Origin of the sequence: Kocuria aegyptia (assembly GCF_039530085.1) — a bacterium.
Lineage (GTDB): Bacteria > Actinomycetota > Actinomycetes > Actinomycetales > Micrococcaceae > Kocuria > Kocuria aegyptia.
On record NZ_BAAAOA010000029.1, the window covers coordinates 1 to 18,858 of the forward strand.

Consider the following 18,858-nt stretch of genomic DNA (forward strand, 5'->3'; position numbering starts at 1 on the left):
GCGCACGGAAGACATGGGTCGAGGCCTCTTTCCCGGCAGGCACGTGCCGGACGATCCGAAGGAAGAAGGGGTGGGACCCGCGGAGTGCGGGTCGGGTGGAGCCGCGGGTGCCGGCCGGAGCAGCCGGACCGGCACCCGCGGAGCGTGCGGGTCAGCCGATCGCCGACTCCATCTCGGAGATCATGCGCTCGGCGGCCTCCTCCGGGGTCGAGCGCTCGAAGAGCACGTCGAGCTCGTAGCGGTAGATGATCTCCTGCAGGGTGCTGAAGCCCAGCGGCGGGACCGGCAGCGCCTCGCCCAGCTCGGGCTGGATCTCCTCGACGAACTCCGCGGCCGCGGTGTCGGCCTCGCTGAGCTCGGGCAGCACGGCCTCGCGCACCGTCTCGTTGGCGGGCAGGCCGCGGTCCGCGAGGTTGATCTTGCCGGCCTCCTCGCTGTTGACCATGAAGTCGATGAACGCCTTGACCTCCTCCGGGTGCTCGGTGCGGGCGGAGGCGGACATGAACATGGCCGACTTCTGGAAGAGCTGGGCGCCGCCCTCCGTGCCGTCCGTGCTCGGGAACCGGAGCGGGACCAGCTCGTTGCCGGACGCGGCGTTGAGGGCGCTCAGCTGGTTGGTCCACCACATGCCCATGGCCGCGCCGTTGGTGCCGGTCAGCGACTGGTCGGGACCCGGCTCCTGGTCCTCGGTGACCACCGAGGCCGGGGGCAGGGCGCCGTCCTTCATCATCCGGTGCCACATGCCCAGGTAGCCGGCGGCGTCGCTCGCCTCGAAGCCGAGCTCGCCCTCGGGCGTGGTCAGCTCCTTGCCCTGCTGGCGCAGCCAGATCTGGAAGCCGGCCGGCTCGTTCGGGCCGCTCGTGCCGTGGACGTCCGTGTTCTCGGCGATCTGCTGGGAGACCTCGGAGAAGTCGTCCCAGGTCCACGTGGTGTCGTCGGGCAGCTCGACCCCGGCCTCCTCGTAGATGGTCGGGTTCGCCATCATCGCCATCACGTTGACGCCCGTGGCCACGCCGAAGAGGCCCTCCTCGGTGCGGCCGCTGTCCACGACACCCTCGTCGATCTCGGCCACGTCCACGTCGGAGAGGTCCAGCAGCGCGCCGTTGTCCGCGTACTCGCGCAGGTACTTCTCGTCCATCTGGATGATGTCGGGGGCATCGCTGGAGGCCGTCTGGGTGGCCAGCTTGTCCCAGTAGCCGCCGAAGTCGCCGTACTCGCCCGTGATCGTGATCCCCGGGTTCTGCTCCTCGAAGGCGTCGATGATCTCCTGCGTCTGCTGGTGGCGGGTGTCCGAGCCCCACCAGGCGAAGCGCAGCTCGACGTTGCCGTCGGCGCTTGCGTCGTCGGCGCCGCCGCAGCCGGTCAGCGCCATCGCTGACACGCTGAGGACGGTGGCGGCCTTCGCGAGAGTTCCCGTTCTTCTCATGCTGATCATGTCTCCTAGGGTCGAGGCTGCGCTGTGGAAAGCGTTTTCCAGAGCGTAGCTGTGACCTGCCTCACGGGTCAAGGGGGGCGCGCGGGGTTTTCCGGTCGTGCCCCCCCGGCGCCCCCTCGGGCGCCGGGGCGGAGGTCCTACGCGCGGCCGAACTCCACGCTGTCCGTGGTCCACGAGCGGGCCTGGGCGCTGAGCGTGACGCCCAGTCCGGGGCGGTCCGGGACGAGCATGCGTCCGTCCCGGGTCTCCAGGCGCTCCTCGAAGAGCGGGTCGAGCCAGTCGAAGTGCTCCACCCACGGCTCCCGCGGGTAGGCCGCCGCCAGGTGCAGGTGGATCTCCATGGCGAAGTGGGGGGCCAGTCCCAGTCCGCGCTGGTCGGCGAGGGCGGCCAGGCGCAGGAACTGGGTGATGCCTCCCACGCGCGGGGCGTCGGGCTGGATGATGTCGCAGGCCCGGCTCTCGATCAGGCGGACGTGCTCGGCGACGGAGGCGAGCATCTCGCCCGTGGCGATGGGGGTGTCCAGGGCCGCGGCCAGCTGGGCGTGACCCTCGGCGTCGTAGGCGTCCAGGGGCTCCTCGATCCAGACGAGGTCGAACTCCTCCAGCCGGCGGCCCATGCGCAGGGCCGTGGCGCGGTCCCACTGCTGGTTCGCGTCGACCATCAGGGGCACGTCCGCGCCGATGTGCTCACGGACGCCCGCGACCCGTCGCAGGTCCTCGGCGGAGTCGGGCAGGCCCACCTTGATCTTGATCCCGCCGATGCCCTCCTCGAGGGAGCGGGTGGCGCGGTCCTTGACCTCCTCCAGGGAGGCGTTGAGGAACCCGCCGGAGGTGTTGTAGGTCCGCACGGAGTCCCGGTGGGCGCCCAGCAGCTTGGCCAGCGGCAGCCCGGCCCGCTTGGCCTTGAGGTCCCAGAGGGCCACGTCGATCGCGGCCAGCGCCTGGGTGGCCACGCCGGAGCGCCCCACGGAAGCACCCGCCCACAGCAGCTTGTCGTACACCCTGGCGATGTCGTTGGGGTCCTCGCCGACCAGGCCCTCGGCCACCTCCTTCGCGTGCGCGTACTGGGCGGGGCCCCCGGCGCGCTTGGAGTAGCTGAAGCCCACCCCGGTGTGGCCCTGCTCCGTGGCGATCTCGGCGAAGAGGAACACGACCTCGGTCATCGGGCGCTGCCGGCCGGTGAAGACCTTGGCGTCGGAGATCGGGGTGCTCAGCGGCAGGGTGGCGGTGGAGAGCTTGACGTGGCGGACGGCGTCCGGGGTGTACGGCATGGCGGGATCCTCGCGGGTCTCGGTGGCGGCGGTCAGGATGAATAGTACAAGTAAATGACTTGTATGACTAGTATTCGCCCGACCTCCGGGTGGTCCGCCGGCGAAACACTCTGTACATAGTTATTGTGACCTGCGACACTGGCGGCGAGACCTGTACACCCCAGCCCCGCGGGGCGCGCTCCCGGGCACGCACCGGGGAAAGGATGTGGCTCGATGCCGATCGACTCGCCCCGGACCGGACCGGCCGCCGCGCTGCTCCGGGACTTCTCGCTCGAGATGACGGGCAAGGACGTGCCGGCGCTGGAGGAGGCCGCCGCCGTGGTCCCCTCCGGGACCCGGGTCAACGTGACGTTCCTGGGCAACGAGGACCTGGCCATGCGCGTGGCCGCGGCCCGGGCGGTGCGGGAGCACGGGTTCGTCCCCGTGCCCCACCTCTCGGCGCGGAGGCTGCGCTCCCAGGCCGAACTCGAGGAGTTCCTCGAGGCGCTCGCGGAGGTCGGCGCCGCCGAGCACGTCTTCGTGGTGGGCGGGGACCCCGAGACCCCGGAGGGCCCCTACGAGGACTCCCTGTCCGTCATCCGCACCGGAGTGCTCCAGCGGCACGGCGTGCGGGGGGTGGGCGTCAGCGGATACCCGGAGGGCCACCCCGGCATCGACGACGCCACCCTGTGGTCCGCGCTCACGGACAAGACGGCGGCGATCCGCGAGCAGGGCCTCGAGCCCGAGGTCATCACCCAGTTCGGCTTCGACAAGGACCCGGTCCTGAAGTGGCTGGCCGAGCTGCGCCGCCGCGGCGTCGACGCCCCGGTGCGGGTCGGGGTGCCGGGGCCGGCGGGCGTCAAGCGCCTGCTCGGCTACGCGCGCCGCTTCGGCGTGGGCACCTCGGCCGGCATCGTCCAGAAGTACGGCTTCTCCCTGACGAACCTGCTGGGCACCGCCGGCCCGGACCGGTTCCTGCGCGACCTCGCCGCCGGCCACGACCCCGCCGTCCACGGGCGGGTGCTGCTGCACTTCTACACCTTCGGGGGGCTGCGGGCCACGGCCGAGTGGATCCGCGAGTTCGGGGCGGACGGGAGGACCCCGTGAGCCCGGCCGGCCCGTCGATGCTCCGCCCGGACCACGCCAGCCTCGTGGTGCACGGCCGGGACCAGCCGGGGATCGTCGCCGTCGTCACCGAGGTCCTCGCCCGGCACGGCGCGAACATCGTGACCCTCGACCAGCACTCGGACGATCCTGAGGGCGGGGCGTTCTTCCAGCGCACGGTCTTCCACCTGGCCGGCTACCCGGCGCTGCGCCCCGCGCTCGAGCAGGACCTCGGCGCGGCCCTCGCGGACGGCTTCGAGCTGGAGTGGCGGTTCACGGACCTCTCGGTGCCGCGGCGCGTGGCGATCTTCGCCTCGAAGTCCGACCACTGCCTGCTCGACCTCATCTGGCGCCAGCGCCGGGGCGAGCTGCCCATGACGATCTCCATGGTCGTCTCCAACCACCCCGACATGGCCGAGGACGTCCGCGGCTTCGGCATCCCGTTCTTCCACGTCCCCACCGGGGACAAGGCGGCGGCCGAGGCGGAGCACCTGCGCCTGCTGCAGGGCAACGTCGACCTCGTGGTCCTCGCCCGCTACATGCAGATCCTGTCCTCCTCGTTCCTGGCCGGGGTCGGGGTGCCGGTGATCAACATCCACCACTCGTTCCTGCCCGCCTTCATCGGGGCCGAGCCCTACCGGAAGGCCAAGGAGCGGGGCGTGAAGATCATCGGCGCCACCGCCCACTACGTCACCGAGGACCTCGACGAGGGCCCGATCATCGAGCAGGACGTGATCCGGGTGTCGCACCGGGACTCCGCGCAGGAGCTCGCCCGCCGCGGCGCGGACGTGGAGCGCCAGGTGCTCTCCCGCGCCGTGCTGTGGCACTGCCAGGACCGCGTCATCCGCCACGACCCCCAGACCATCGTGTTCTGATCCCCGTTCCCGCCCCGGCCGCGCGAGCGGCCGGGGCACCACCGCAGAGAAGGAGTTCACCGTGGCACCCCGTACTCTCCAGGACGTCCTCGACGCCTCGAACGGCACCGTCGAACTGCTGCGCAACTCGCAGATCGGCGCCTACGTCTACCCCGTCGTCGCGCCCGAGTTCCACAACTGGCGCAGCGAGCAGAAGGCGTGTCGGGAGACCGCCGTGCTCTACGACCAGTCCCACCACATGGACAACCTGTTCATCCGCGGCAAGGACGCGCTGCGGCTGATCTCGGACACCGCGATCAACAGCACGAAGACGTTCCCCGTGAACAAGGCCAAGCAGTACGTGCCGGCCACCCCGGCCGGCCACGTCATCGGCGACGGCATCCTGTTCCACCAGGAGGAGGACGAGTACGTCTACGTGGGCCGCGCCCCGGCCGCCAACTGGCTGCTCTACCACGGCGAGACCGGCGGCTACGACGTCGACATCGAGGTCGACCGCCGTTCCCCGTCCCGCCCGATGGGCAAGCCCGTGGTCCGCAAGTACTGGCGCTTCCAGATCCAGGGCCCCAGCGCGTGGCAGATCATCGAAAAGCTCAACGGCGGGCCGCTCGAGCAGCTGAAGTTCTTCACGATGGACCGCATGAGCGTCGGCGGCGCGCACGTCCGCACCCTGCGCCACGGCATGGCCGGCGCCCCCGGCCTCGAGATCTGGGGCCCCTACGAGTCCTATGACCAGGTCCGGGCCACGATCCTCGAGGTCGGCGCCGAGTTCGGCATCGTGCCCGTCGGCGCCCGGGCGTACCCCTCGAACACCCTCGAGTCGGGCTGGATCCCGTCCCCGCTGCCGGCGATCTACACCGGTGAGGGCACGGCGGACTACCGGAAGTGGCTCGGGGCGGACAGCTACGAGGCCACCAACGCGCTCGCCGGCAGCTTCGTCTCCGAGAACATCGAGGACTACTACCTCACGCCGTGGGAGCTGGGCTACGGGTCCTTCGTGAAGTTCGACCACGACTTCATCGGCCGAGACGCCCTGGAGCAGGTCGACCCCTCGACCCAGCGCCGGAAGGCGACCCTGGCCTGGAACGCGGAGGACATGACGAAGATCTTCGCCTCCCTCTTCGACACCGAGGGCCCGGACTACAAGTACTTCGACCTGCCCCTGGCCAACTACGGTTCGTCCAACTACGACGCGGTGGTCGACGCCGACGGCCGCACCGTGGGCCTGTCCATGTTCACCGGGTACAGCTACAACGAGCGCAAGGGCCTGTCCCTGGCCACCGTCGACCCGAACGTGCCCGAGGGCACCGAGCTGAAGGTGGTCTGGGGCGAGCCGGACGGCGGCAGCCGCAAGACGACCGTGGAGCCGCACGAGCAGCTCGAGGTCCGCGCCGTGGTCAGCCCCGTGCCCTACTCCGAGGTGGTGCGCAAGGACTACCACGGCGGCTGGCGGACCGCCGCGGCCCAGGGCTAGCCGAGCAGCGGTCCCAGGGCGCGCAGCACGGGTCCGGGCTCCCACCGTCCGGCGCCGTCGACCGCCCCGACGGGGTGCACGCCCGCCACCGAGTTGGTCACGAACACCTCGGTGGCGCGGGCGAGCTCCTCCCACCGCACCGGGCGCTCACGGACCTCCGTGCCGGCGGCGCGCAGCGCCGACAGCACGCGGGCACGCACCACCCCGGGCAGGATCCGGCCGTCCGCGGGCGGAGTCAGCACGGCGCCGTCGACGACGACGAAGACGTTGGCCCGGCCCGTCTCCAGGAGCGTGCCGTCGGCGTCCACGAGCAGCGGGTCGCAGCTGCGCGACCACAGGCCGGGCACCGGCTCGTGGGCGAGCGTCCGGCGGTCCGCCCACTTGTGCCCGCCGAGGCCGCCGGGCAGCCGGACGGGCACGAGCCGCCACGGCGGCACCGGCTCCGGCGGGAGGGCCGTGGCCGTGACCGCGACGGTCAGCCCGCCCTCCGGGACTGGCGCCGCGGTGATCCGCAGCCGGTGCGGGCCGGGGAGCCCGGCGGCCCGGTCCACCACCTCGCCGTGGAGGCCCGCGGGCAGAGCGGCGCCGTAGCAGGCGAGGCAGCTGGCGCCGAGCCTCCCGAGGTGGGCCTCGAGGTCCACGGGCGCGCCCTCGCGCACGAGCAGCGTGGTGAAGAGCCCGTCCCCGCGGACCGGCGGGAGCACCGGCAGGGCCGGGAGGAGCTCGAGGGCGGTCGCGGGCCGGTGCCCGTCCCAGTCCCGCCGGAGGTCCTCGTCCAGCTCGGCCCCGACGGCGTCGAGCAGGGGCACCGCCTTCACCAGCGTCTCGTGCGCCTCGTCCGCGGGGTCGGAGTCGGCCACGATCCCACCGCCCACCCCGAGCCGGACCCGGTCGCCGGTGAACTCGAAGGTGCGGATCGCCACGTTGAGCACGAGACCGGCCGGGCCCGCGCAGCCGATCGCCCCGGTGTAGACCTCGCGGGCCGCGGGCTCCAGCGCGTTGACGATCTCCATGGCCCGGATCTTGGGCGCGCCCGTGCAGGAGCCCGGCGGGAACGTGGCCCGCAGCAGCGCCCCGTCCCCGAGACCAGGCGGCAGCAGCCCGTGCACGTCCGCCACCAGGTGGTGGACCCCGGTGTGGGGCTCGACCCGGGGCGTGGCGGGGGCCCGCACCGACCCGGGCACGCACGCCCGGGAGAGGTCGTTGCGCATCAGGTCCACGATCATGACGTTCTCCGCCCGGTTCTTCGCCGAGGCGTGCAGCGCCGCGGGATCGCTCGCGGCGGGGGCGGTGCCCTTGATCGGGGACGTCAGGACCGTGCGCCCGCTCCGGCGCAGGAACAGCTCCGGGGACAGGCTCGCCACCGCCCCCTCCGGGAGGCGCAGGAAAGCGGCGAAGCGTGGGGACAGGGCCTCCTGGCCGGCGCAGAACAGGTCCAGCGGGTCGCCCTCGAAACCGGCCTCGAGTCCGCGGCAGATGTTGGTCTGGAAGACGTCGCCGTCGCGGATGTGGCCCAGCACCGCGGCCACGGCGGCGGCGTGCCCGGCCGCCGAGGCGTCGGCCGTGAAGGGCTCGCACCGGTAGGGCGACGGTGCGTGCGAGGCGTGCTGCGCCGACCGGGCGAGCTCGCGCGCGGCCCCCACCCGGGCCGGGTCCGTGCCCGGGAGCCACTCGAGCACCCAGGCGCCGTCCGCGGCGCGGTGGCGCAGGACGTGGTCGTAGTACCCCAGATGGTGGTCGGGCAGCCGGGCGGGGCGCGGCGGGGCCGCTGGGAGCCGCTCGAGCCGCCGGGCCAGCTGGTAGCCGAGATAGCCGATCCAGCCACCGCCGAAGGCAGGCCCGGGGTCGTCCTGCTGAGGGCCGTGCTGCTGGGGACCGTCCTCCTCGGGGGCCCGGACGTCCAGGGCCGCGAAGGGATCCTCGCCGGCGCCCAGTACGCGCAGCGGCCGGAAGCCGATCACGGTGTCGCCGTCGTGCCAGTCGCCGAACAGCCCGACCAGCCCGGGCTCGTCCCGCAGGGCCCGCAGCATCTGCACCGGGGACAGCCGGACCTCGGTCAGGATCTCCTGCCTCGTCATGCCGTTCTCAGTCCTTTCCCACGGCGGTCTCGGACGGCCCGCAGCCGCCGGCCTCCGCCTCGAGCCGCCACAGTGAGTTCGCCAGGTGGGCGCGCATCGCCGCCGACGCGGCGAGCGGGTCACGGGCCCGGATCGCGTCCAGGACCGACCGGTGCTCGGCGGCGACCCGGGACGCTCGACCGCCCCCGGGGGCACCGTCCAGCCGGCGCGGCGGCATGGTGATCATCGCCGGCCCGAGGCCGGTCAGGGCGTCCACGTAGTACGGGTTCCCGCTGGCCTCGGCCACGGTCCGGTGGAACTCGAAGTCGTTCTCCAGGGACGCGGCCGGGTTGTCGACCTCCTCCTCGGAGCGCGCCAGGGCGTCCTCCATCCGGGCGAGCTGGTGCTCTTCCCGGGCCGTGGCCGCCAGCGCGGCGGCCTCGGACTCGACCCCGGTGCGGAAGGCCAGCAGCCGGCGCCGGTCCTGCAGCGTCCGCACCGGCCGGCTCGTCCCCCCGGGCGCGGCCGGCGGCGTCAGCACGAAGCTGCCGCTGCCCCGCCGGGTGTGCACGAGCCCCTCCGCCTGCAGCCGGGCGACGGCCTCGCGCACCACCGTGCGGCTGACCCCGTGCTCCGCGATCAGCGTGCTCTCGCTGGGCAGGCGCTCGCCGGGGGAGATGCGCCCGTCGACGATGCGCGCCCGGAGGTCGTCCACGAGGGCGGAGGTGAGGTTGCGGCTCATGAGGACATGATCCCACCCCGCGAGCGGCCCCGCAGCCCGGGGCTCAGGACCGGACGCGCTCCTCGACCACGCTGCGCCCGGTGCCCGCCCGGGACTCCCAGGCCCAGGTCTCGTGCAGGCGCACCCTGCCGTCCCCGAGCACCTCGATGCGTGACGTGCACGCTCCGCCGGCGGTCTCCCCGGCCCGGTCCAGGTGCGAGTAGCGGAAGCTCAGCCCGTCCCCGGCGCGCGTGCCGACGAGGAAGCCCCTGCGCACCGCGCCGCCCGCGTACTCGGCCCACACGAGGTCGTCCTCCTGCCGGTAGGCGAAGACCGTGTCGGCCCCGACGTCCCCGCCGGCGGCGTTGCTGACGCCCACGAACGTCCTCCCGTCGAGGTCCACGGTGTCCGGTGCGGTCGGCGGCGCCGAGTCGGGATCAGTCATGGGACCACCGTACGGGGAGCCGGGCGGCGTCGTCATCGGTCCGCGATAACCTGCATCGGCGGGCCGATCCACGGACCGCGACATCGGCACGGAGCGTCCCGGGTGCTGCCGGGCGTCCACGGGAAGGGAGCAGGGATGATCTTCATCGTCGTCAAGTTCAAGGTGAAGCCGGAGTGGGCCGACCGCTGGGTCGAGTTCTCGAAGGAGTTCACCGAGGCCACCCGTGCGGAGCCGGGCAACCTGTGGTTCGAGTGGTCCCGCAGCGTGGAGGACCCCCACGAGTTCGTGCTCGTCGAGGCGTTCGCGGACGACGGCGCGGGCCCGCACGTGAACACCGAGCACTTCAGGAAGTTCACGGCGGAGGCGCCCCAGGCGCTCGTGGAGACCCCGCGGATCATCAGCGAGCAGATCTCCGCCTCGGGCTGGAACAGGATGAGCGAGATCACGGTCGAGTGAGCGCCGACCGCATCCGTGAGCCGGGAGCCGACCCGGTGCTCGCACGGCCGTGGACAGGGCCGCCATCACCACTCGGCGCCCGTGGGAGCACGGGCCGACCGGAGGAGACCGCGTGATCGTCGAACGACTGCCGGAGCACCTGCACGGGGACGCCGTGTCCCTGTGGGAGGAGGCGGGGCTGACCCGTCCCTGGAACGACCCGCGCGCGGACCTGGACCGGGCGCTCGGGAGCCCGTCCTCCACCGTCCTGGCCGCCGTCGAGGAGGGTCGTCTCGCCGGCACCGCCATGGTGGGCCACGACGGCCACCGGGGGTGGGTGTACTACGTGGCCGTGCACCCGTCCCGCCGGGGACAGGGACTGGGCCGCGAGCTGATGACCGCGGCCGAGCGGTGGGTGGCCGGGCACGGCATCCCGAAGATGCAGCTCATGGTCCGCGGCACGAACCCGGGGACGCGGGAGTTCTACGAGCGGATGGGCTACGCCGTCCAGGACACCGTGGTGCTCGGGAAGTTCTTCGATCCCGAGCGGCAGGCCCAGCAGAGCGGCTGACCCGGCTCAGCCCAGGGGGTCGGTGACCCCGGCCGGGCAGTCGTAGCGCGTGAAGTCCCAGGCGCTGCGGCGGGCCCCGGCCCGGTAGGCGCTGTCCCAGAACTCCAGGGCGGCACGGTGCGGATCGGGCAGGGCGCGCGCGTCGTCGTAGCGCAGGACCGCGAGGTGGCCGCCGCCGCGGTCGCTCCAGAACGCGGCGTCCGGCCGCAGGGGCTCGTCGGCCAGCCCGTCGGGCTCCGGGGCGGTGTAGGAGTAGAAGGCCGGTTCCGGGAAGGCGGGGTCCCCGAACCAGAACCCCGAGCTGATGACCTCCCGCGAGTACGCCTCGCGGGTGACGGGGTCCGTGCCGGGTGGAGGATCCACGACGCGGTCGGCGAAGCGGGTCAGGGCGATGTCGAACGTGTGCCAGAAGTGGTGCACGGGACTGGTCTTCCCGGACCAGCCGGCGGCGAACTCCTCCAGCAGCAGGTTCACCTGGCCGAGGACCCGCCAGTAGCGGGTGACGGCGGCGGGGTCGTAGGCGGCGTGCTCGGCGTCGGCGCTGAACGGACGCCCGGAGTCGGGCAGGCCGAACGGGTGGGGCCGGGCGATGGTCACCACCACCCCCACCGACACCAGGGCGCGCAGGAGCCGGGCGTGGAACTCGGCGACAGAGAGCCCCGGCAGGGCGAACGAGTGCCGTGCCCCGGCTGCGGTGCTCAGATCGAGGCGGTGGTCCAGGAAGTCGAAGTCGATCGCGAAGACCGGGTCCCGTCCCATGGGGCGGGTGGTGAGGCCGCGGCCGGTGAGGTGGAACGGGACGTTCCACCAGTGGTTGCGGCGCGGCGCGGCCGCGAGCCGCACCTTGCCGACCACCTGCGCGAACCGGTGGACGGTGTCCAGGGTGTCCCGCCAGGACTCGTAGGGCATCTCGGGCAGAGCGGGGTGGGTCATGAGCGCCTCCTGGCCCCAGTGTGCGGGTGTCCCGCCGCGGAATCCAGGGGGGTGTCCGCGGTCCCGCGGAAGTGCCACAGTGGTGCGGGAGGCCGCGGTGGGCGGCGTCCTGCGCTGTGGAGGTGGCCGGCATGAACGGCGACGACAAGAACCGCGACGGCAAGAACCGCGACGGCAAGAACGTCGACAGGACCGGTGGCATGACCGGCGACATCGACGAGGCCGTCCCGCCGAGCGGCACGGGATGCGCCGAGTGCCTGGCGGCCGGCGGGTGGTGGGTGCACCTGCGACGGTGCGCGCGGTGCGGCCACATCGGCTGCTGCGACACCTCGCCGGCCCAGCACGCCACGGCCCACTACCGGGAGACCGGCCACCGGTACGTGCGCAGCTTCGAGCCGGGCGAGTCCTGGTACTGGGACTACGCCGCCGGGTCCTTCGCCCGCGGTCCGGACCTGACCCCGCCGCAGCACCGCCCCGAGGACCAGCCGGTCCCCGGCCCCGCGGGGGCCGTGCCCGCCGACTGGCGCCGGTACGTCCACCGGTGACCCGCCCGCCGAGCTCCGCGCCGTGACGGACCCCCACGGCCCCGGCACCGCGCCTGAACTGCTGTCCTGGGGGCAGCGGCGGGCCCGGTGGGTGCTGGCCGCCGCCGTGCTCGGCTCGGCCCTGACGTTCATCGACACGACCGTGGTGAGCATCGCCCTGCCGTCCGTCGGCGCCGACCTGGGCGCGGGGAGCTCCGGCCTGACCTGGGTGGTCAACGGGTACACGCTGACCCTGGCATCTCTCGTCCTGCTGGGCGGCTCGCTGGGGGACCGTTACGGCCGGCGCAGGATCTTCCTGATCGGCGTCGGCTGCTTCGCGGTGGCCTCCGCGCTGTGCGGCCTGGCCCCGGGCATCACCGTCCTCGTCGCCGCGCGGGCCGTCCAGGGGGTCGGCGGCGCCCTCCTGGTGCCGGCCGCGCTCGCGATCCTGCAGTCGTCCTTCGCCCCGGGAGACCGCGCCCGCGCCATCGGCGCGTGGTCGGGACTCACGGGGGTGGCCGCGGCCGTGGGGCCGTTCGCGGGCGGCTGGCTGGTCCAGACCACCTCGTGGCGGTGGGTGTTCCTGGTCAACCTGCCGGTGGCGCTCGCCGTGGCCCTGATCGCCCGCCGACACGTGCCCGAGTCGAGGAACCCGGGCGCCTGTCCACAGCTCGACGTGCCCGGCGCCGCGCTGCTGGTGGCGGGGCTCGGGGTGCTGACGCTCGGGCTGACGGCCGCGGCCGCGGACGACCCGCAGGCGCCCGTCACGGGCGGGGCGCTCGCGGGCGGGGCGGGGTTGCTGGCGGCGTTCCTGCTCCGGGAACGGCGCGCGGCGTCCCCGCTGCTGCCGCCCGCCCTGCTCGGACGGCGCCTGTTCGTCGCGGCGAACGCCATCACCTTCGTGGTCTACGCCGGTCTGGGCGCGGTCTTCTTCGTCCTCGTCGTCGCCCTCCAGGTGGGGCTGGGGTTCTCGCCCGTGGCCGCCGGGCTGTCCCTGCTGCCCGTCACCGTCCTGATGCTGCTGCTCTCACCGTCCGCCGGTGCCCTGGTGCACCGGGTGGGCCCGCGGCTGCCCATGACGGCCGGTCCGCTGGTCGCCGGGCTCGGGGTGCTCCTGCTGGGCCGGGCCGGGCCCGGGGCACACTACCTCCTGGACGTGCTGGTCCCGGCCACGGTGTTCGGCGCCGGGCTGACCCTCCTGGTCACGCCGCTGACCGCCACGGTCCTCGGCGCGCTGCCCACGGAGCAGGCCGGGCTGGCCAGCGGGGTCAACAACGCCGTGGCGCGCACGGCGGGTCTGCTCGCGGTCGCGGCGATCCCGCTGGTGGGCGGGCTCGGGGAGACCGGTCTCACCGACCCGGCCCGGCTCCGCGAGGGCTTCCCCGTGGTCATGGGGCTGTGCGCGGGCCTGCTCGCGGGAGGAGGGGTGCTGTCCGCGGTGGTCCTCCGCCCCACGGCGCGGGAGGACCCGTGACGCCTTCGCGCCGCGACACATCCTTGACCGCCCGAGCAGCCCCTTCCTAGCCTGAAGCCCCTGGTGGCACGGCGGTGGGGTGCGGAGGCTGCGGGGCGCGGGGGCGTCCGGGGGCCCGGCAGGCCGCGAGGCCGGTGACAGGGCCATGACGTGCGCGTCCGCGCTCGTGCTCGCGCACCGGTGTCCGGCCGGTCCGACCGAAAGCAGTGGTGATCCATGCGTCCTCCCGAGAACGACCGCGGTCCCGACGGCATCCCCGGTGCTCGTGACGGGAGGCGGCGGCGCACGCGCCGGGCGGGCTCCGCGCTGGCACTGGCCGTGCTCCTGGCGGCCAGTCCGGCGGCCGGGGCGGCCACGGTCGCCGCGCCGCCGCCCGGCGTCGTCGTCACCGCGCAGGCGCCGCCCGGACTCGAGGACTTCTACGCTCAGCAGCCTGTGTGGACCGCGTGCGGCGTTGCGGCGGAGTGCGCCCAGGTGCAGGCGCCGCTCGACCACGAGAACCCGGCCGCCGGGCAGGTCCAGCTGGCGGTCACCCGGGTGGCGAGCACCGGCCCCGCCGCCCGGCAGGGCGCCCTGCTCGTGAACTTCGGTGGCCCGGGCGGTTCCGGGACGGCCGCGATCGAGGCGTGGGCGGCCGGTCTGGACCCGCGCGTCCGGGCCGCCTACGACATCGTGGGCTTCGACCCGCGGGGCGTGGGCCGCTCCACCGCGGTGGAGTGCGTCGACGACGCGGCGCTGGACGCGATGCGTGCCGGCACGGTCGACCCCGACACCCCGGAGGGCCTGGCCCAGGCCGTCGCGGCGGCCGAGCGGTTCGCCGCGGCGTGCGCGGCGAACACCGGCCCGCTGCTCGGCGAGGTCGACACGATCAGCGCAGCCCGGGACCTGGACATCCTCCGGGCGGTGCTGGGCGAGGACGAGCTCCACTACCTCGGCTTCTCCTACGGCACCCTCCTCGGCGCCACGTACGCCGACCTCTTTCCCGAGCGGACCGGGCGGTTCGTCCTCGACGCGGCCATGGACCCCTCCCTCGACGGCTCCGGGCTGGCCCTCGGCCAGGCCGCCGGCTTCGAGCGTGCCCTGCGCGTGTACGTCGAGTCCTGTCTGCCGCTGGACGGGTGCCCGTTCGAGGGGACCGTCGACGAAGGACTGGCCGAGATCGAGGCCCTGCTCCGGCGGACCGAGGCGCAGCCGCTGCCGACCGCCGACGGACGGCCGCTCACCGTGGACGACGCGGTCAGCGGGCTCATCAAACCGCTCTACGATCCGCGCATCTGGTGGTTCCTGACCCAGTCCCTCGCCCTGGCCACGGAGCACGGGGACGGGACGGGGCTGATGCGCCTCGCGGACATCGCCTACGGCCGGGGACCCGACGGCACCTACACCAACTCCTACGAGGCGAACATCGCGATCGACTGCCTCGACCGCCCTGAGAACGACGACCCCGCCGCGATGGCGGCGCTGGACGCGCAGCTGCGGGAGGCGTCCCCGACCCTCGGCGACTGGTTCAGCCACGGGCAGGTCACCTGCGGGGCCTGGCCGCACGAACCCGTCAGCGCGCCCGCCCCGATCGACGCCGCCGGTGCCGGGCCCATCCTGGTGGTCGGCACCACGGGAGACCCGGCCACGCCCTACGCGTGGTCGCAGGCGCTGGCCGCGCAGCTCGAGGACGGACACCTGCTGACCCGGGTGGGTGAGGGGCACGGGGCCTATCTGAGCGGCAACCGGTGCGTCGACGACACCGTCACCGGCTACCTCCTGGAGGGCGTGCTGCCGGCGGAGGAAAGGACCTGCTGAGCCGGGGGAGTCCCGCGCGGAGCGGGCAGAAAGCGGCCGGTACGAGATCGCCCCCGCACCGGCCCAGCCACCAGGAAAATCAGGAAGATCCGGCGGCTTCGGCCCATCCTACTGAGACGCGGGTCACGGATCACCACTTGATTTTCCGGACCGCGTCAGGAACGCCGCAGGATGAGGCCGCCGGACGCACCGCAGGGCCCCGGACCGTCGAGGGGAAGGACGTGACGAACCGTGACGCGCTCCTCCGGCGGGGCCGCGGGGGCCGTGGCGCGGGACCCCGCCACGGCGTCACGGGGAACTGCGGAACCGGCGCCCTCGCCCGGCGCCCGCGCGGCGGAGCCCGGTGCGCGGCAGGCCCGGCAGCTGCCCGGCGAGGGACGCGACGAGGGCCAGCCCGAATCCCGCGGCCTGGAGACCCGTGAGCGTCTCGTCCAGCAGCAGCCAGCCCAGGACCGCGGCCGTCACCGGGGTCAGCGGGATCAGCAGGGTCAGGCTCGTGGACGGCACGCGCCGGCCGGCGTGGAACCACGCGGCATAGGCGATGGCGCCGCCGGGCAGCGCCAGCCAGGCGTAGCCGAGCACGGCCGGCAGGTCCAGGACGAACGCACCGGTGTCCAGCAGCGGAACGAGCGGAGCGATCATCAGGCCGCCGAGGGTCAGCTGCCAGCCGGTCGCCGCGAGCCCGTTCATGCCCTCGGGCAGCCCCCACCGGCGGGTCAGGACCACCCCGGCGGCCATGACCGCGGTCCCGGCGAAGGCCGCCGCGAGCCCCAGGGCGTCCAGCGTGACGGTGCCGGCGAACACGGCCACGGACACGCCCGCCACCGCGGCGACGGCCCACAGCATCCGGGGGATGGGGGTGCGCTGCCGGAAGGCCAGGAGGAGCAGGAGCGCTGCGACCAGGGGCTGGGCGGAGCCGACGACCGCGGCGAGACCGCCCGGCAGGCGGTAGGCGCCGAGGAACAGCAGGGGGAAGAACGCCGCGAAGTTGAGCAGGGCGAGCACGGCGAACCTGCCCCACCAGGAGCGCGGCGGCAGCTGCCGGGTCAGGGCGAGCAGCAGCAGCCCGGCCGGGAGGGCCCGCAGCAGGGACGCGGTCATGGGGCGGTCCGGCGGCAGCAGCTCGGTGGTGACCACGTAGGTCGTGCCCCACACGACCGGTGCCACGGCGCCCAGGAGGATCAGCCGGGCATGACCGGCCGGGGAGTGGTCCACCGGTGCACCTCCGATCCGCTCCGGGCCCCGCCCGGGGCGGGATGCCCCGATCCTACGGTCCCGGTCCGGAGGTGACGGGAGTAGATTGCCACCATGGACGTCCGCGGGGGGATCGTGAGCACGTCGGCCGTGCTGGTGCTGCTGCTGAGCGCCTGCACACCGGGCGGCGGGACCATGGCGACCGGTGATCGTCCGGGGGCTCCGGCGGACGCACCCGCGCTGGACGTCGAGGTCGTCGTGGACGGCCTCGAGCTCGCGTGGGACGTGGCGCTCACCCCGGAGGGCACCGCGCTGGTCACCGAGCGGGCCGGCCGGCTGCTCGCCCACGACCAGCAGGGCACACGGGAGGTCGCGGCCGACCTGGACGACCTGTTCGTGGGCAGCGAGGCCGGGCTGATGGGCCTGGAGGTCTCCCCGGACTTCGAGCGGACCCGGGAGATCTTCCTGTGCCACGCGACGCGGACCGGCGACGGCCGGCCGCGGGACGTGCGGGTCACCCGCTGGCGGCTCGACGAGGACGCCGCGGCGGCCGAGCGCACCGGGACGGTCGTCGACGGCCTGCCCATCAGCTCCGGCCGGCACAGCGGCTGCCGGCTGCGCTTCCACCCGGACGGCACCCTGCTGGTGGGCACCGGGGACGCGGCGCAGGGCGAGAACCCGCAGGACCCGGACTCGCTCGGCGGCAAGACGCTGCGGCTCCGCCCCGACGGCACGGTCCCGGAGGACAACCCGTTCGCCGACCGGGAGGGCCCCGCCGCCGCCGTCCACACCCTGGGCCACCGCAACGTCCAGGGCCTCGCGGTGCAGCCCGGAACGGGCACGGTGTGGTCGGCGGAGCACGGCCCCGGCACCGACGACGAGATCAACGTCCTCGAGCCCGGCGGCAACTACGGGTGGGACCCGGCGCCCGGCTACGACGAGTCCGTGCCCATGACCGATCTCGAGAGGTACCCGGACGCGGTCCGGGCCGCGTGGTCCTCAGGGCGCCCCACCGTCGCGCTCAGCGGCGCGGTCTTCCTCGACGGGGAGCAGTGGGGGGCCTGGGAGGGTGCCCTGGCGGTCGCGGAGCTGAAGAACACCGGCGTGGGGGTCTACCGCGTCGAGGACACCGAGGTCACCGGGGGGACCCGCATGGCGGAGCTGGAGAACGAGCACGGCCGGCTGCGCTCGCTGACCCTCGACGACGAGGGCGCCCTGTGGGTCACCACCTCCAACGGCGACGACGACGCCGTCCTGCGCGTCACCCCGCGGCCGCCCGACGGCTGACCGGTCCCGCAGATCCGTCCTCCGTTGGATCCGCAGCGGGCCGGGGACGTAGCAGGGTGGACCCATGCCCGTTCCTCCCACCGGACCCTCCCGCGTCGCGGCCCTCGACGTGGCGCGCGGCCTCGCGATCCTCGGCACGCTCGCCACCAACATCTGGATCTTCAGCCATCCGGGCGGCTTCCTGGGCTATCTGATCGACCCCCTCGCCGGGACCGTCGACGAGGTCTCACGGCTGGTCCAGGCGCTGCTGATGGCCGCGGCCAACGGAAAGTTCCTGGGCCTGCTGATGCTCCTCTTCGGGATCGGGCTCGCCGTCCAGCACGCGTCCGCCCGGCGGCGCGGACGCCCGTGGCCCCGTTCCTACGGGGTGCGGGCAGGGGTCCTGTTCCTGGACGGGCTCGTCAACTACCTGCTGATCATCGAGTTCGACGTCCTGATGGGCTACGCGCTGACGGGGATGGTCGTGGCATGGCTGGTGACCACCTCGGAGCGGGTGCAGCGCGTCGCCGCCCTGCTGTGCGCCGCGGCGCACGTCGCGGCGATCGGGGCGCTGACGGCAGTCCTCGTCGTCGTCCCCGCCGGGGACCCGGCCCGAGCCGTGTCCCGTCCGAACCCCTACGCCGACGGCACGTGGTGGGAGCTCGTGCTGCTGCGCGTGGACGCCGTCGTCCTGTTCCGCGCCGAGCCCGTCCTGATCCTCGGGCTGGGGGTGGCCGTGTTCCTCACCGGACGGTTCCTGTGGGAGGCCGGTCTCTTCGCCCCGGAGGGCGGCCGGTGGCGGCGACGGCTCATGGTCCTGGGCCTCGGCGCCGCTCTGCCCCTGGACCTCGGCCTGAACGTCCTGGGCGGACAGGCCGGTGCCTTCCTCGCCCGCTACACCACCGCCCCGGTCGTGGCGACGGGTCTGCTGGCGTTCGTGGCCCACCTCGGCGTGCGCCGAGCCGGCCGCCGACCGTCCTGGGCCGCCCGCCGGCTCGCGGAGGTCGGGCGGACCGCCCTGAGCTGCTATCTGCTGCAGAACCTGGTGGCCTCGGCCCTGTTCTACGGCTGGGGCGCGGGTCTGGCCGTGGGCGCGTCGTCGTACCGGCTGCCCGTCACCGTCCTCGGCTGGCTGGTCGTCTGCGCCGCCGTGCTGAGCTTCGCCCACCTGTGGCTGCGCCGGTTCCCGCGGGGGCCGCTGGAGGAGATCACGGCGCGGGTCACCGGCGCGCGGCGCGTTCCCGAGGCCGCGCCCGCCGGGGGCTGAGAACCCGGTCCCCGGCGCCGGGATCCAGGGACCCGCGCC

17 protein-coding genes are annotated in these 18,858 nt (G+C 74.0%); 10 read left to right on the top strand and 7 right to left on the bottom strand.

Going from position 1 to position 18,858, the window contains the following annotated elements; all coding sequences use genetic code 11:
* Positions 1 to 151 precede the first annotated feature (151 nt).
* A complete protein-coding gene (locus ABD220_RS11870) occupies positions 152 to 1,426 on the bottom strand; it encodes an ABC transporter substrate-binding protein (protein WP_344122826.1) in 1,275 nt (424 codons plus the stop codon).
* A 146-nt stretch (positions 1,427 to 1,572) separates the two neighbouring features.
* A complete protein-coding gene (locus tag ABD220_RS11875) occupies positions 1,573 to 2,706 on the bottom strand; it encodes an L-talarate/galactarate dehydratase (protein ID WP_344122828.1) in 1,134 nt (377 codons plus the stop codon).
* Positions 2,707 to 2,919: 213 nt separating this feature from the next.
* Between ABD220_RS11875 and ABD220_RS11880 the strand changes: the two genes are divergently transcribed.
* The 3 genes from ABD220_RS11880 (at position 2,920) to ligM (ending at position 6,135) form a co-directional block, all read left to right on the top strand.
* On the top strand, positions 2,920 to 3,792 hold the full coding sequence (locus tag ABD220_RS11880; protein ID WP_344122830.1) for a methylenetetrahydrofolate reductase: 873 nt from the start codon (positions 2,920 to 2,922) through the stop codon (positions 3,790 to 3,792).
* 17 nt (positions 3,793 to 3,809) lie between these two features.
* On the top strand, positions 3,810 to 4,664 hold the full coding sequence (gene purU / locus ABD220_RS11885; protein WP_344123109.1) for a formyltetrahydrofolate deformylase: 855 nt from the start codon (positions 3,810 to 3,812) through the stop codon (positions 4,662 to 4,664).
* 61 nt (positions 4,665 to 4,725) lie between these two features.
* A complete protein-coding gene (gene ligM / locus ABD220_RS11890; protein WP_344122832.1) occupies positions 4,726 to 6,135 on the top strand; it encodes a vanillate/3-O-methylgallate O-demethylase in 1,410 nt (469 codons plus the stop codon).
* Here ligM and ABD220_RS11895 read toward each other — a convergent pair.
* Genes ABD220_RS11895 through ABD220_RS11905 form a run of 3 tightly spaced genes read right to left on the bottom strand, consistent with a single transcriptional unit; the run spans position 6,132 to position 9,358 of the window.
* Positions 6,132 to 8,213, bottom strand: coding sequence for a bifunctional anthranilate synthase component I family protein/aminotransferase class IV (locus tag ABD220_RS11895; protein WP_344122834.1), 2,082 nt, complete (start codon positions 8,211 to 8,213; stop codon positions 6,132 to 6,134). The genes ligM and ABD220_RS11895 overlap by 4 nt on opposite strands.
* Before the next feature lie 7 nt (positions 8,214 to 8,220).
* Complete coding sequence (locus tag ABD220_RS11900; protein ID WP_344122836.1) at positions 8,221 to 8,934, bottom strand: FadR/GntR family transcriptional regulator; 714 nt, start codon at positions 8,932 to 8,934, stop codon at positions 8,221 to 8,223.
* 43 nt (positions 8,935 to 8,977) lie between these two features.
* Positions 8,978 to 9,358, bottom strand: coding sequence for an avidin-fold protein (locus ABD220_RS11905; RefSeq protein ID WP_344122838.1), 381 nt, complete (start codon positions 9,356 to 9,358; stop codon positions 8,978 to 8,980).
* A gap of 135 nt (positions 9,359 to 9,493) precedes the next feature.
* Between ABD220_RS11905 and ABD220_RS11910 the strand changes: the two genes are divergently transcribed.
* Both ABD220_RS11910 and ABD220_RS11915 read left to right on the top strand, forming a co-directional pair.
* Entirely contained in the window at positions 9,494 to 9,814 is a 321-nt protein-coding gene (locus ABD220_RS11910) for a putative quinol monooxygenase (protein ID WP_344122840.1), read from the top strand.
* Between the two features lie 112 nt (positions 9,815 to 9,926).
* Complete coding sequence (locus ABD220_RS11915) at positions 9,927 to 10,364, top strand: GNAT family acetyltransferase (RefSeq protein ID WP_344122843.1); 438 nt, start codon at positions 9,927 to 9,929, stop codon at positions 10,362 to 10,364.
* Between the two features lie 6 nt (positions 10,365 to 10,370).
* Here the strand turns inward: ABD220_RS11915 and ABD220_RS11920 are convergent, their stop codons facing one another.
* Positions 10,371 to 11,297, bottom strand: coding sequence for a DUF5996 family protein (locus tag ABD220_RS11920; protein ID WP_344122845.1), 927 nt, complete (start codon positions 11,295 to 11,297; stop codon positions 10,371 to 10,373).
* Positions 11,298 to 11,497: 200 nt separating this feature from the next.
* On the opposite strand from ABD220_RS11920, the gene ABD220_RS11925 reads away from it, so the two are divergent.
* From ABD220_RS11925 to ABD220_RS11935, 3 genes are all read left to right on the top strand, one after another.
* On the top strand, positions 11,498 to 11,842 hold the full coding sequence (locus tag ABD220_RS11925) for a UBP-type zinc finger domain-containing protein (RefSeq protein WP_344123111.1): 345 nt from the start codon (positions 11,498 to 11,500) through the stop codon (positions 11,840 to 11,842).
* 22 nt (positions 11,843 to 11,864) lie between these two features.
* The gene (locus ABD220_RS11930) at positions 11,865 to 13,295 is read left to right on the top strand and encodes an MFS transporter (protein ID WP_344122847.1); all 1,431 of its coding nucleotides are present in this window, start codon (positions 11,865 to 11,867) and stop codon (positions 13,293 to 13,295) included.
* 216 nt (positions 13,296 to 13,511) lie between these two features.
* On the top strand, positions 13,512 to 15,092 hold the full coding sequence (locus tag ABD220_RS11935; RefSeq protein WP_344122849.1) for an alpha/beta hydrolase: 1,581 nt from the start codon (positions 13,512 to 13,514) through the stop codon (positions 15,090 to 15,092).
* A 288-nt stretch (positions 15,093 to 15,380) separates the two neighbouring features.
* Here the strand turns inward: ABD220_RS11935 and ABD220_RS11940 are convergent, their stop codons facing one another.
* The gene (locus ABD220_RS11940) at positions 15,381 to 16,307 is read right to left on the bottom strand and encodes an EamA family transporter (RefSeq protein ID WP_344122850.1); all 927 of its coding nucleotides are present in this window, start codon (positions 16,305 to 16,307) and stop codon (positions 15,381 to 15,383) included.
* A gap of 93 nt (positions 16,308 to 16,400) precedes the next feature.
* On the opposite strand from ABD220_RS11940, the gene ABD220_RS11945 reads away from it, so the two are divergent.
* Positions 16,401 to 17,573 (top strand): PQQ-dependent sugar dehydrogenase, encoded by a 1,173-nt coding sequence (locus ABD220_RS11945; protein ID WP_344122852.1) that lies wholly within the window; start codon positions 16,401 to 16,403, stop codon positions 17,571 to 17,573.
* A 64-nt stretch (positions 17,574 to 17,637) separates the two neighbouring features.
* A complete protein-coding gene (locus tag ABD220_RS11950; RefSeq protein WP_344122854.1) occupies positions 17,638 to 18,819 on the top strand; it encodes a DUF418 domain-containing protein in 1,182 nt (393 codons plus the stop codon).
* The last annotated feature ends 39 nt before the right edge of the window (positions 18,820 to 18,858 follow it).

Excerpts from the sequence above, each read along its gene's own strand:
- ABD220_RS11880 (WP_344122830.1), top strand. The coding sequence starts at position 2,920 with ATGCCGATCGACTCGCCCCGGACCGGACCGGCCGCCGCGCTGCTCCGG.
- ABD220_RS11905 (WP_344122838.1), bottom strand. The coding sequence starts at position 9,358 with ATGACTGATCCCGACTCGGCGCCGCCGACCGCACCGGACACCGTGGAC.
- ABD220_RS11925 (WP_344123111.1), top strand. The coding sequence starts at position 11,498 with ATGACCGGCGACATCGACGAGGCCGTCCCGCCGAGCGGCACGGGATGC.
- ABD220_RS11895 (WP_344122834.1), bottom strand. The coding sequence starts at position 8,213 with ATGACGAGGCAGGAGATCCTGACCGAGGTCCGGCTGTCCCCGGTGCAG.
- ABD220_RS11950 (WP_344122854.1), top strand. The coding sequence starts at position 17,638 with ATGCCCGTTCCTCCCACCGGACCCTCCCGCGTCGCGGCCCTCGACGTG.
- purU (WP_344123109.1), top strand. The coding sequence starts at position 3,810 with ATGCTCCGCCCGGACCACGCCAGCCTCGTGGTGCACGGCCGGGACCAG.
- ABD220_RS11935 (WP_344122849.1), top strand. The coding sequence starts at position 13,512 with ATGCGTCCTCCCGAGAACGACCGCGGTCCCGACGGCATCCCCGGTGCT.
- ABD220_RS11870 (WP_344122826.1), bottom strand. The coding sequence starts at position 1,426 with ATGAGAAGAACGGGAACTCTCGCGAAGGCCGCCACCGTCCTCAGCGTG.
- ABD220_RS11920 (WP_344122845.1), bottom strand. The coding sequence starts at position 11,297 with ATGACCCACCCCGCTCTGCCCGAGATGCCCTACGAGTCCTGGCGGGAC.
- ABD220_RS11875 (WP_344122828.1), bottom strand. The coding sequence starts at position 2,706 with ATGCCGTACACCCCGGACGCCGTCCGCCACGTCAAGCTCTCCACCGCC.
- ABD220_RS11945 (WP_344122852.1), top strand. The coding sequence starts at position 16,401 with ATGGACGTCCGCGGGGGGATCGTGAGCACGTCGGCCGTGCTGGTGCTG.
- ABD220_RS11910 (WP_344122840.1), top strand. The coding sequence starts at position 9,494 with ATGATCTTCATCGTCGTCAAGTTCAAGGTGAAGCCGGAGTGGGCCGAC.
- ABD220_RS11900 (WP_344122836.1), bottom strand. The coding sequence starts at position 8,934 with ATGAGCCGCAACCTCACCTCCGCCCTCGTGGACGACCTCCGGGCGCGC.